The 13196-nt window shown below is 57.9% G+C and carries 6 protein-coding genes; 2 read left to right on the top strand and 4 right to left on the bottom strand.

What is annotated here, in order from left to right; all coding sequences use genetic code 11:
• Positions 1-7: 7 nt before the first annotated feature.
• The 4 genes from L0F51_RS09645 to L0F51_RS09630 are packed head-to-tail and all read right to left on the bottom strand — an operon-like array spanning position 8 to position 6255.
• The gene (locus L0F51_RS09645) at positions 8-3187 is read right to left on the bottom strand and encodes a type I restriction endonuclease subunit R (RefSeq protein WP_234628962.1); all 3180 of its coding nucleotides are present in this window, start codon (positions 3185-3187) and stop codon (positions 8-10) included.
• Between the two features lie 13 nt (positions 3188-3200).
• Positions 3201-3473: a hypothetical protein gene (locus tag L0F51_RS09640; RefSeq protein ID WP_234628961.1), complete on the bottom strand. Its 273-nt coding sequence runs from the start codon at positions 3471-3473 to the stop codon at positions 3201-3203.
• Between the two features lie 11 nt (positions 3474-3484).
• On the bottom strand, positions 3485-4702 hold the full coding sequence (locus tag L0F51_RS09635; protein ID WP_234628960.1) for a restriction endonuclease subunit S: 1218 nt from the start codon (positions 4700-4702) through the stop codon (positions 3485-3487).
• Complete coding sequence (locus tag L0F51_RS09630) at positions 4699-6255, bottom strand: class I SAM-dependent DNA methyltransferase (protein WP_234628959.1); 1557 nt, start codon at positions 6253-6255, stop codon at positions 4699-4701. Before L0F51_RS09630 ends, L0F51_RS09635 begins: the two co-directional genes overlap by 4 nt.
• Before the next feature lie 418 nt (positions 6256-6673).
• Between L0F51_RS09630 and L0F51_RS09625 the strand changes: the two genes are divergently transcribed.
• Together L0F51_RS09625 and L0F51_RS09620 are read left to right on the top strand one after the other, a co-directional pair.
• On the top strand, positions 6674-7669 hold the full coding sequence (locus L0F51_RS09625) for a hypothetical protein (protein WP_234628958.1): 996 nt from the start codon (positions 6674-6676) through the stop codon (positions 7667-7669).
• Between the two features lie 25 nt (positions 7670-7694).
• A complete protein-coding gene (locus tag L0F51_RS09620; RefSeq protein WP_234628957.1) occupies positions 7695-13124 on the top strand; it encodes a calcium-binding protein in 5430 nt (1809 codons plus the stop codon).
• The last annotated feature ends 72 nt before the right edge of the window (positions 13125-13196 follow it).

Genomic DNA, 13196 nt, shown 5'->3' with positions numbered 1-13196 from the left:
TGCGAGGTCATGCGCTCCCGGTTGCGTGCCCGTCATAGCGCTCGAAGACATGGTGGAAGGTGTCCGATACCTTCGCCTCATAGGTCGCCTCGTCATAGGCCTCGGGCAGGCCGTCGTCGAAGATCGTCTTGATCGCCACTTCCACCTGGCCGCGCGACTGCGGCTTCAGCCGCCAGTTCGGCACGAGCTTGTCCGCCTGAAGCGATTGCAGGAGATCCCGGCACACCTTCTTGACGCGGGTGCGCTCGGCTTCGGTCAGCTTCGGGCCTGGGCGCGTCAGGATATCGAAGACGGCAAGCTCTTCTTCCGAAAGCCCCTCGCGCGCGGCCCGCTGGTCCTCCTCGCTTAGTTCTGTGGTCATCTTCAAAAGCTCGGCGAAGAAGGCCTCGATGTTCACACTGCCCTCATTGTAGCGGGCAATCAGATACTGAAAGCGTTCCAGCATCTCACGCCGCGTCGGGTTCTGCTTCACCATGGAATCGAGCTTGAGATCGAGAAGGGCGCGTAGTCGCTCCGCCTCGGTGCGCTTGCGGCCCTTTTCGAACTGCTCTTTCAGCTTGTCGAAATCGATCCGGTTGAGGTCGAAGAGCTCCGTCTCGTCCTGATCCGGCGGCAGGATATAAGGAACGGGTGCGATCGAGCGGTCGAGGAGATCTTCCACCTCACGCATGACGCCGGAGATATCGACCGGATCGGTCCGTGCGCGGATGCGCTTGGCGACCTCCGCCAAAATGACGACATCGTGCGCCACCTCGTTGGCGGCTGGATCCGGTAAGACGGCCTTGTAAAGCCGTGCGACGACACGCGCCGCCGTGAGATACTCCTTCTTCACATCCTGCGTTTCGAGAAGCTCCTCGACCGCATCATCGACCGCGTCACTCTTGGCGGGCCAGTCAGCCATTGCCTTGATCGCGTCGATGTCGATCCCGTGGCGGGCACAGAACATCTTGGCTTCGACGACCAGGCGGCGCAGATGAGCGACGAGCTCCGACTTGTTTTCAATCGGCGATGCGCCGTTCGCGCCGCCGCCATAGATCGCCAGCGCATCCTTGAGGTTACGGAAGACCCCGAAATAATCGACGATCAGGCCCGCCGCCTTGCCGGGATAGACGCGGTTCGCCCGAGCGATCGTCTGCATCAGCGTGTGGTTTTTAAGCGGCTTGTCGAGATAGATCGTCGAGCAAGAGGGTACGTCGAAGCCCGTGATCCACATGGCGCAGACGAAGACGAGGCGCAGCGGATCGTTCGCGTCCTTGAACTTCTCGTCCAGCGCCTCGTCCTTCATGCGCTTGCGGTGCGGGATGATATCGAGCCCCTGCTGGACCAGAAGCTCCTTTTCGTTCTGGCTCTGGGAGACGACGACGGCCATATCGAGTTCGCGCATGTCCTTCAGCTGCGCCTCGGCAGCCTTCAGCTCATCACCCTCAAGGGCATCGAGCTCGTCTCTGCGCTTGCGGATCTCGGCATTCCATTTGGCGCGCACCTTCTCGTACATGCGCACGGCGGTCGCCTTGTCGATCGCGACGAACATCGCCTTGCCGCGAAAGCCGCGGCCCATGAAATGCTGCACGACATCGTCGGCGATTGCCTCCAGCCGCTCCTCGCGCACCACGAGGTGATACTGGCGGGCAAACTGGCGCTGAAGCTTCTCCTCCTGTGCCTCGTCGAGTTCCGCATCGTCGACGATCTCGGCAAGCTCGTCGGCAAAATCGTCGTTGTCGAGCTGCAGCTCGGGAATGCGGTTCTCGTAATAGAGTGGCACGGTCGCGCCGTCGGCGACGGAGCGGCCGAAATCGTAGCGCGAGACGTAGTCGCCGAAAACTTCCCGTGTACGCTCCTCGCCCGCGATCAAGGGCGTGCCGGTGAAGCCGATGAAGGCCGCCTGCGGCAGCGCGTTGCGCATATTCAGCGCAAGCGTGTCGTACTGGCTGCGATGCGCCTCGTCAGTGATAACGATGACGTCGCGGCGGTCGGAGAGCTTCGGGTAGGTCTCGCCACGCTCGGTCTGGAATTTCTGGATCAGTGTAAAGACGTAGCGGTGGTTGAGCTTCAAGAGCTCTTGGAGATGCGCGCCGCTCGTTGCGACCGTCTGGTTGTCCTTCACCGCATCCGTCGCCGCAAAAGTGCGGTAGATCTGCGTGTCGAGTTCCTGGCGGTCCGTCACGATGACGAAGGTCCAATTGCCCGCCACCTTGCGCAGGATCTTTTGGCAGAAGAACACCATGGAAAGTGACTTTCCGCTCCCCTGCGTGTGCCAGAAGACGCCGAGGCGCCCGGCTTCGCCCTGCGGGCGCTGCTGCACATTGGCAAGCTCCGCGATCGCCCGGTTGACGCCGAGCACCTGGTGGTTCTTGCCGATCTTCTTGATAAGACCGCCCTTCGCCTTCTCGAAGACGGTGAAGTTCTCGATGATGTCGAGGAGGCGCGCCCGCTCGCAGGTACCGCGGATCAGTGTCTCCTGGCGCACCGATCCGGTCTCGCTCTCCTCATCCACGCGTTTCCAGTGAAAGACATGTTCCCATTCGGCGGTGAAGCTGCCAAGTCGCGCTTCCGAGCCGTTGGAGACGACGACGAAGGCGTTGAAGGGAAAGAGCTGCGGAACGGCCTCGCGGTAGTGCTTAATGTTGTCGTCGAGTGCGGAGCGCAAGGGCTCCGAGGGGCGCTTGAACTCGAAGAGGACGAGCGGCAGTCCGTTGACGAAGCCCACCATGTCGGCCCGCGTCCCGTAGATCTCCCCTTGCACGCTGAACTGGCGCACGGCGAAGAAGTCGTTCGCCTCGGGATTCTGCCAGTCGATGACCCGTGCCGTGACCGTGCGCAGGCGGTCGGTGGCGTCACGCACCTCCACCTTCACGCCGTCTTTCAGGAGGCCATAGACTTCCTGATTGGCCGCAGCGGGGACCAGCTTGGTGCGGTCGCGCGTCAGCTCCTCGACCACCTCCGCAACCGCATCCCCCGGCAGATCCGGATTCAGCTTGCGGATGGCGGCGTCGAGACGCGGCGGCAGAAAAGCCTGTTTTTTTGTCCGGCGCCCGGCGGACGATTGGCCGCCCGCCCATTCAGCAGAGAGATCGGCCGTTTCCCAGCCCTGCGTACCGAGCAGATAGAGGGCCGGTTCTTCGACCACATTGTCTTCGCGGAAGCCGCCATAAACGGGCGTCGGTTGTTCGGGAAAGAGATCGGTCATGAGGATCGGCGGTTCACGGGCAGTAGCTGTTGCCCTCGGCAAGGCAATTGAAGGTTTCGATGGCGGCGTTCGTGGCGCGGACCGCTCGGTCGCGCTCCTCCTCAAGGCAGTCGATATAGGCCCGAGCGTCCTTCAGATAGCGTTCCATCTCCCACTTGCAGTCTTCGAACTCCGACTCGCTTGAGAATTCCTGCGCCCATTCGATGCAATACGGCTTGGAAGGTTCGGAACAGAAGAGGGCTGCGTGCGCCGAAGGGATCGGGCCGGAGAGAACCAAAGCGGCCATGACAGCGCGCCTCATTCCGCGGCCTCGCTCAGTTCCTCTTCGACAGCGGAGACGTCGATTTCGCCCGAGACGAGCTTTGGGAGAAGCAGATCGCGCTGCGCGCGGAGGTTGGCGTTCTGGCGCCGAAGACTGTCTTGGAGGCGCAGCAGTCGATCCGTCAGAGGATCCCACAGGCTTAGCAATTCCCGAGGGGGCAACGTTATTGGCAAGTCATGCACGTCGTTGCGGTTAAGTGTGGGAACAGCTGCCCCAGAATTAAAGCCCTTGAGGTCAATGGTACGTAATAGATAGAAAGCCAACCTTGGCGAACCAAGCGGGAATTCTTTGCCCCACAAGGTGGTATTCAGTGGCCAAAAATCCTCCTGAACATACATCACCTCTCCGAGGGAGCCGGACCGTCCGGTAACAACACCCGGCCCTTTGACCCGACTCATTCTATGGGTGCCAGTCGCGCCGGTCGCCGAGATGATTGGTGCGCGACCGGGTTCTCGCGCTTTGCGAGGCAGGTCAAATCCACGCTGCAAGACCACAACGTCGCGTAACCGTCCGCGCCGCCACCCCTCCGGCAGGCGCCCCTCCGGCGTGTCAACAAACTTCGCCGCCTCATGCCCGGGGAAGCGGAAGTGGACGAACCACTCTTCGTAGAGCCGGCGGGCCATCTCCTCCAGGATCGCGATCCGCCGCGTGTTGTTCTCGATCAGATCGTCATAGGCCGACAGGATGTCTGCAATCCGCTGCTGGGTATCGAGCGGGGGAAGTTCTAAGGGAATGCGGCGGATGATGTCTTGATTGAGCGACGCCATCGTCGCCCCATGCGAACACTGCTGCTGCATCCAACGCTGATGCTGCTGCGTCAGAAACACGTAGGACAGAAAGCGGGGGAGCGCCCGCCGCGGGGTTACAATGCGGAGACGAAGACAATCCGACCCCTGCAGCCAGCCCTCGGCATTGGAGGAAATGAAAGCGTGTCGCTCTACGGCTCCCTTCCGCCCGAATACGAGGTCACCGACCTGCAGTAGGTGCGAGTGGAGCCGCGCAGTGGTACTTTCGTTTATATACTCTAGTTTGTCCTCTCGAATGCTGCCGAAACCGATATTTCGCACGTTGATGACTGGCGTCCCGCGCTCAACATAATCGCTCGCCTTAAGCTGCGTTCCGAATGGGCCCGTCTTAACCTCAGCCTCGCCGGCATCCACAAGGTCCCCGACACAAGCAATCGCATTAGTCATAGCGCCCGCTCCAACACGAACGTCGCATTCTCCGCGATCTCCTCCTCCAGTCCCCGCGCCTCCAGGGTGAGCTGCGTGAATTCCTCGTTCAGCGCCTCGAACCTTTCGGCAAAATCGACATTCTCCTCCGCCCGGTTGGCGGCGCCGACATAGCGGCCGGGATTGAGGCTGAAACCCTGTGCCTCGATCTCTGCCCGCGTCGCGACCTTGCAGAGGCCGGGGACATCGGCATAGCCCTCCCACAGCCCGTGCTCGCGCATCAGATTTTCCGCACCGAAGAAGAGCTCCACCTCCTCGCCACGCCACTGGCGCACGATGTTGGCAAGGAATTCCAGCTGCGCGGGCGTGAAGTCGCGATGCGCCCGGTCGATCTGGCGGAAGATCGAGCGTGCATCGATGAAGAGCACCTCGTCGGCGCGCGCCGTCTGCGTCTTGCCGCGGTCGAGGAACCACAGCGTGCAGGGCAGCGTGACGGTGTAGAAGAAATTCGGGCCGACCGAGACGATGACGTCGACCGCGCCCCTCTCGATCAGCTGCTTGCGGATTTCGAGCTCAGAGCCGCGCGCATCGCCCGCCGAATTCGCCATGACGAAGCCGGCGCGGCCCGTCTCGTTGAGCGCCGCATAGAAGAGCTGGATCCAGAGGTAATTGGCATTGTCGGGCTTCGGCATGCCGAGCGGAAAGCGCGGATCTTTTTTGAGCCGCTCCTTGTCGACGCCCGACACGTTGAAGGGCGGATTGGCCATGACGAAATCGAAGCGTCCGCCCTTGCGCCCGACCGCCTTGTGCGGGTCCTCGTAATAGCTGTTGGCGCTGACGACATGGCCGGACAGGCCGTGCACGGCGAGGTTCATCTTGTTGAGATTGACCGTCGTCTGGTCCTTCTCCACGCCGAAGATGGAGATCTTGTCGTTGGCCGTCTCGTTGTGCCGCCGCACGAATTCCGCCGATTGCACGAACATGCCGCCGGAGCCGCAGGCGGGATCGTAGATGTCGCCGTCATAGGGCTCGATGATTTCCACGATCAGGCGCACGATCGCCTCCGGCGTATAGAAGACGCCGCCCTTCTGCCCCTCCTTGCGGGCGAACTCGCCGAGGAAATATTCGTAGACCTTGCCGAAGGCATCGCCGGAAAGTTCGATCGGTGCGAGGGTTCTGAGAAGCTCCTCCAGCACCCAATTGTCGATCTGCGTGTAGTTCTTCGGCAGCGCGCCGGAGAGATCTTCGTTTTCCTCCTCGATCGCCTCCATCGCCGCGTTGATGGCCTTGCCGAGATCCTCGCCTTCGGGAAGATCCTGCAGATGGGAGAAGCGTGCTTCCGGCCTCAGAAAGATGACGCCCTTGGCGACATAGTCGGCCTTGCCGATCTTGCGCCTGTTGCCGGAGCCGACGCGCCCGACCTCCGCCTCCACCGCGGCAAAGCGGCTTTCGGCATAGCGCAGGAAGATGAGCCCGAGCACCGGCGTGGAGAATTCCGCGGGCTTCAGCCCGGTATTCGCCCAAAGCTGATCCGCCGCCGCCCAAAGCCGCGTCGCAACGTCGTTCGTAACCATGATGCCCTGTTGATCGATTCATACTCCAGCCGCGCAGCATGCCCCGGCGCGCGGCAGAGTTGAAGGGGTGGGGACGGCGCGAATGATCCCACCCCGGCACTGTGTCTCGAGGGAAACGCAAATTCGGTCGGACGGCGCCGACCGGCAAAATGGAATCAACGTGGGTAGAGGCAAATGCTGCAGCACTGCGACACTGCGCCGTCGCATCGCGTCCTCGTCCACCTCCTCATGCCGCTCCGGGATGGCGCGAGGCCGCAGCAAAGACCGCTCCCCAGGGGTGAAACAGAGGCTGCGCCTCCCATCGTAGCGCGCCGAGCCCTGCCGGTCCACGTCACCCAAATCCGCGTCTATGCTGACACGTGGTCGCCACCGGCGTCAGATCAGAAAGGGCATCGATGTGCGAAGGCCCCTCCTGAGGATGAAATTTCTGCCCCGGGGTCGTCTTGAACCACGGCGGTTTGGCCGCAGCCGGATTTCCAGGTTGCGCCACCACACGAAAGTCAACTCAGTTGAACTCCAACCAACGCAGCAAGACCTTCACAACACCCGGCTTTATCCCTTCACCTCTAACCACCGTCGAGAGCCGCTCGATGCGGTGCGGCGCCAGTCTCACTATTCTTTGGCCTCCGACGAAGCTATTCCGAGCGCTAATGCCGACCCACACGACGGATTTGAAATGACGAATCGTTTATTTAAGTGCATATTATGTATTCTCGGCGGGTTCTCGTGGATTGCATCCCCATATGGCCCGCTATTTTTTGTGTTTTCGTCGATTTTGATCGCGCCAGCGTTAGCTTTCTCGTCTACTGATAACCATACCACACCGGAACATCATTCAATTCCGATTATCGTAGATATATTTGTATCGATATTGTTGATAACTAGTATAATTTATTTTGTCAACGCCACTCAGTCAAATTTAGTTATCAATTACTTGTATAATTCATCATGTATTTTGTTCCCGGAGCGTGCGGCGAGTTCCATTAAGGACGCCGCGGGTATAATCGGCGACGAAACAACCGCGCGGCGTATGTATATATTTTATAACATTGCGTACGTATTCATCCCGTGCGCATTTATCTGCCTTTCCGATATTCCTAAACGTTATTACCGCTTAATGCGTAACGGTGCAAAAATCTCTCCGGAAGGCAGGGTTCGTAGAATATCTATTATATTTTGTATTATTTTGTCTTCATTTATGATATTTTCAATGCCATTTTTAAGCAATGTAGTATTTCCTAATCCAGGGGATCACGCAATTCTTGATATCAATTACATATATAAGTGGAATATGTGGCTTTTCATTGTCCCTCATCTCGCAACATTCTGGGGCGCGATCGCCTTCATGCAAGCATTTTCGATCTCGTGTTGGGCGAACTTGACAGTATCCAATATATCAAATTACGAGAAATGACGAATTTTGATTGGGGGCAAAAACTATGAACTACAGCGACCTTCCGGCAGAAGACCGCCAAGAGGCTTGGTCTCACGTGGGCACGGCTTTCCAGGCACATATCGACGCTATCATTTTCTCGCTTGAGAGCATGGCGAGCGGATTATCCAGCCCGGCAGCCAAGACGGAAGTAGCGAATACGTTGAAAGCCTTTCGTGGTCTTGGTGCCGCAACGGAAGTGTTGTTTTCAGTGGTCGATGTATACGTCATAGACGAAACTGAACGAAGCGCGGAATGGGATGCCGTTCGTGTAGCGCTAAAGGTTGTTGCCGCATTGGGTACCGGAGTCGCTGTTGCGGGTGCAGCAGCGGCCATTGGATTTAGCTCCCCCATCGCTTTGGGAACGGTAGTTATTGTGGGGAGTGCTGGCGTTGGATATGCTACAGATGAAATCACAAACTATATTCTTGACGCTATGGAGAAAAATCTCCCGATAAGTTTTACAGGTATAAATGCCGATCCTATAGAATACATAGAGTCAAATGGATTCACTAAGATTATCGGAAATGCGTTAGATAATACGTTTTTTCTGGAGTCATCTGGGCTTTTAATTGGAGGTGCGGGAGATGACGAACTGTACGGCTCCCATGAGGTGGATCTCCTTGAAGGGGGGGTCGGTCACGATTGGATTGAAGGCAGGGGTGGCGCGGATGAAATGTGGGGGGATGCGGGCAACGACACCGTGGTTGGAGGTGACGATGCTGACCAGATCCACGGTGGGACCGATGATGATGTTTTGCGCGGGGCTGGCGGGAACGATCAGATATGGGGCGATTCCGGAAATGATGTGATCTATGGCGACGAGCAATTCGGCGCGCCTGGTGATGATACGATACATGGAGGGCTTGGCAACGATACGCTTTACGATGGCGGCGGATCTGATCAGATCTCGGGAGATGCTGGAGACGACGTCATCTACGACGACTCGGCACTAGTAGGCCCCAAGAGCGGTGGGGACGTGGTGGATGGAGGGCCTGGCTCTGACACCGTTCATTACGACGGAGATGGCGGAGGCGTGTTGGCGCCTGGAGGCATCACCATCGAGCTGGATCCATTTAACCGCGAAGGAGACGAGCAGCTCGGGATAAGGATTGGGTCCGAGCTCCAGGAGGGGAAAGATTATGTCACTTCTGTCGAGACGATAGCTGGAACTGATTATTCAGACACAGTTCTCTTGTATTCGTCGTTTTATTTAAATAAAGGCGATTACGACGATACGATTAAATTAGATCTCATGGATGCGGATAGCGAGATCGGAAACGTTGTCAACGGGAGCTATTCAGATTCACCGATCTTGTATCGATCTGGGAGGTTAGGCGACGGCGGCCTAACCGTCTTCGACGTCGATACATTTATCGGGTCGAAGTATAATGATTTAATAGATCGTTCTGCAGAGGAAAGCTCGCGCTCTGCGGGACGACGCATGACTTATGGCGGCGATGGGCGGGACACACTCATTGGCGGGGACCAAGATGACTGGCTCGACGGTGGATCGGAGGCTAATGTTCTCAGCGGTGGCGCGGGTAATGACGTTTTTGTTATTTCAAGTGAAGGGAATGTTATTCGCGATGCGGAGAGTGGAGACCGGCTTTTTTTTCGGATTCCTGATCCAAAAGAATCGGAAGCGGACATGCTTGTTCCGTTACTCGGAGGGGTTGCGTACCACGACGGAGGTGCGCCCGCACCATCGCTTGAATTGTCCTCATTCTTTTCTGCAGCATTCTATACAACAATACCTCCTTATGAGGTTTTGCTTAATGGGAATATTTTGAGCTATGAATTTGTAAACATGTGGGGAGATCATGATTATATAAGTGTTTGGTATTATGTTAACAATAGAAATGACATGGAAGTAACGGTTTGGTTGGGAGACAATCCCACAGAGGTAGACGATGGAGAAATAATATGCGATGTCACAATATCTAACATCGAACCCGGGGACTTGGGCTTCGAATTTGATTCTGGATTGAGGCTTCCTCCTATCGATAGGGTGCCAGAATGGGGCTATGGGGGAGAGCAGACTGCAAGAGAGGCATTTGACAGATTTTTTAATGACGCGAATTTCGAAGAAATGGATACGTGGGAAAGCGTGGCAGAGCGCTGCGGAGGTGATGGAAGCCAGGAGTTGCCTCCCAATGGCGGAGGCTCCGCGGGGGATGACGTGCTTCAAGGTACGGATGAAGACGAGTTCATCCACGGTGAATCCGGGAATGATATCCTTTATGGCGCGGCCGGCGACGACGTACTTTGGGGCGGAGTGGGGAGCGATACCTATGCCTTTGGAGGAGCGGACGGAGCGGATACGATTTCAGAGCAGTCCATTGAGGGAGACCGCGACGTCGTTTTCTTTGGGCCTGATATAAATCCTGAGGATGTTGTGGTCGCGCGGCTCGGCGCCGCCCACGGCAACGCCGGTCTCACGTTTTCAGGAAGCTCCATCGTTTTAACGAACCAGTTTTCCAGTGAAGAGGGGTGTATCGAAGAGTTCCGTTTTCTCGACGGAACTATTTGGGATGCGGCCGATCTGAGGCGGTCCTATCTCGATCAGCAAAGCACCGCGGGCGATGATCTTATCGAAGGCTTCTTCAGCGACGACACAATCGAAGGCGGAGAGGGCGCCGACACACTGAGTGGTGGCGCGGGTGCGGACGCGTTTGTGTTCAACGCCCACGACGGGGCCGATCTCATCAGCGATTTCGATGTCGGGTCCGATGTCCTGCTGCTGCGCAATCTCTCCGGGCTTGCAAGCTTTTCAGACGTGTTGTCGCTGGCGACGGAAGTGGAAGGCTCCACGCAGCTTGATTTCGGCGAGGAAGGTTCGATCGAACTGCAGGGCGTGGCACTCGCCTCTCTCCATGCCGCAAATTTCGCGTTCGAGACCTCCGGGACAGATGCCGGAGAGTGGCTCTCCGGGACATCGGGTGACGATCTCATTTATGGCCGTGGCGGGGACGACGAGATCAACGGTCAACCCGGAAACGACACGATCTATGGCGGAGACGGAAATGACACTATCGGCGGAAGTGATGGAGATGACCGCCTCGATGGTGGAGCGGGCGACGATGAGGTTGATGGCTCAACGGGCTCCGACGTGTTCGTCTACGGCCTGGGGTCAGGAAACGACACCATTATCGATTGGGGGCCGATGAGCGATGTCGATGCGGTTGAGTTCGGCCCCGGCATTGATCCAGACGAGATCGCCATCGAACGAGGCTCTGCCGACACTCAGGATGCGAAGCTTGTCATGGCCGATGGCCAGGCCTTGGAGATCATCGGGCAGTTTTACGCCGACGGCCATCAGATCGAAGAGTTCCGCTTTGACGACGGGACCATTTGGGATGCAGCAGACCTGCGGCAGACCTATCTCGATCGGCATAGCACCGCGGGCGATGATTTCATCGAAGGCTTCCTCTTCGACGACACGATCAACGGCGGCAGTGGCGCCGATACGATCGAAGGCGGGGAGGGTGCCGACACGCTGAGTGGTGGCGCGGGTGCGGACGCGTTTGTGTTCAACGCCCACGACGGGGCCGATCTCATCAGCGATTTCGATGTCGGGTCCGATGTCCTGCTGCTGCGCAATCTCTCCGGACTCGCAAGCTTTTCAGACGTGTTGTCGCTGGCGACGGAAGTGGAAGGCTCCACGCAGCTTGATTTCGGCGAGGAAGGTTCGATCGAACTTCAGGGCGTGGCACTCGCCTCTCTCCATGCCGCAAATTTCGCGTTCGAGACCTCCGGGACAGATGCCGGAGAGTGGCTCTCCGGGACATCGGGTGACGATCTCATTTATGGCCGTGGCGGGGACGACGAGATCAACGGTCAACCCGGAAACGACACGATCTATGGCGGAGACGGAAATGACACTATCGGCGGAAGTGATGGAGATGACCGCCTCGATGGTGGAGCGGGCGACGATGAGGTTGATGGCTCAACGGGCTCCGACGTGTTCGTCTACGGCCTGGGGTCAGGAAACGACACCATTATCGATTGGGGGCCGATGAGCGATGTCGATGCGGTTGAGTTCGGCCCCGGCATTGATCCAGACGAGATCGCCATCGAACGAGGCTCTGCCGACACTCAGGATGCGAAGCTTGTCATGGCCGATGGCCAGGCCTTGGAGATCATCGGGCAGTTTTACGCCGACGGCCATCAGATCGAAGAGTTCCGCTTTGACGACGGGACCATTTGGGATGCAGCAGACCTGCGGCAGACCTATCTCGATCGGCATAGCACCGCGGGCGATGATTTCATCGAAGGCTTCCTCTTCGACGACACGATCAACGGCGGCAGTGGCGCCGATACGATCGAAGGCGGGGAGGGTGCCGACACGCTGAGTGGTGGCGCGGGTGCGGACGCGTTTGTGTTCAACGCCCACGACGGGGCCGATCTCATCAGCGATTTCGATGTCGGGTCCGATGTCCTGCTGCTGCGCAATCTCTCCGGACTCGCAAGCTTTTCAGACGTGTTGTCGCTGGCGACGGAAGTGGAAGGCTCCACGCAGCTTGATTTCGGCGAGGAAGGTTCGATCGAACTTCAGGGCGTGGCACTCGCCTCTCTCCATGCCGCAAATTTCGCGTTCGAGACCTCCGGGACAGATGCCGGAGAGTGGCTCTCCGGGACATCGGGTGACGATGTCATTTATGGCCGTGGCGGGGACGACGAGATCAACGGTCAACCCGGAAACGACACGATCTATGGCGGAGACGGAAATGACACCATCGGCGGTAGCGATGGAGACGACCGCCTCGATGGTGGAGCGGGCGACGATGAAGTCGATGGCTCAACGGGCTCCGACGTGTTCGTCTACGGCCTGGGGTCAGGAAACGACACCATTATCGATTGGGGGCCGATGAGCGATGTCGATGCGGTTGAGTTCGGCCCCGGCATTGATCCAGACGAGATCGCCATCGAACGAGGCTCTGCCGACACTCAGGATGCGAAGCTCGTCATGGCCGATGGCCAGACCCTGGAGATCATCGGGCAGTTTTACGCCGACGGCCATCAGATCGAAGAATTCCGCTTTGACGATGGGACGATTTGGGATGCGGTCGACCTGCGGCAGATCTATCTCGATCAGCATAGCACCGCGGGCGATGATCTTATCGAAGGCTTCCTCACCGACGACACGATCAATGGCGGCAGTGGCGCCGATACGTTATCAGGCTCGGGAGGAAGCGATCGGTTTGTTTTCGGACCAAGTTTTGGTCAGGATATCATCCTCGACTTCAATCCGACCGGCCCCGGACACGACGTGATCGAATTCGACGCCACGCTAATTTCAAGCTATGAAGCCCTCCAAACTGTCTCTACTCACGAAGGGGATGGTATTCGAATAGCAACGGACTCTGGAAACACCCTCTTAATAATGGGCCTCGACCTAGACGCTATGTCTGAAGAGTGCTTCGTGTTTGCTTGAGGTTTTTCGTGAAGGTGACGTTGCCCCCTCGGTTTGATCTAAGTTGAAATTGGGTTCCGGCGGTTGGGTTGT

The sequence above is a fragment of the Afifella sp. H1R genome (assembly GCF_021462425.1).
In the GTDB taxonomy this organism is placed as follows: domain Bacteria; phylum Pseudomonadota; class Alphaproteobacteria; order Rhizobiales; family Afifellaceae; genus Afifella; species Afifella aestuarii.
This window is presented reverse-complemented; position numbering and strand designations above follow the sequence as displayed.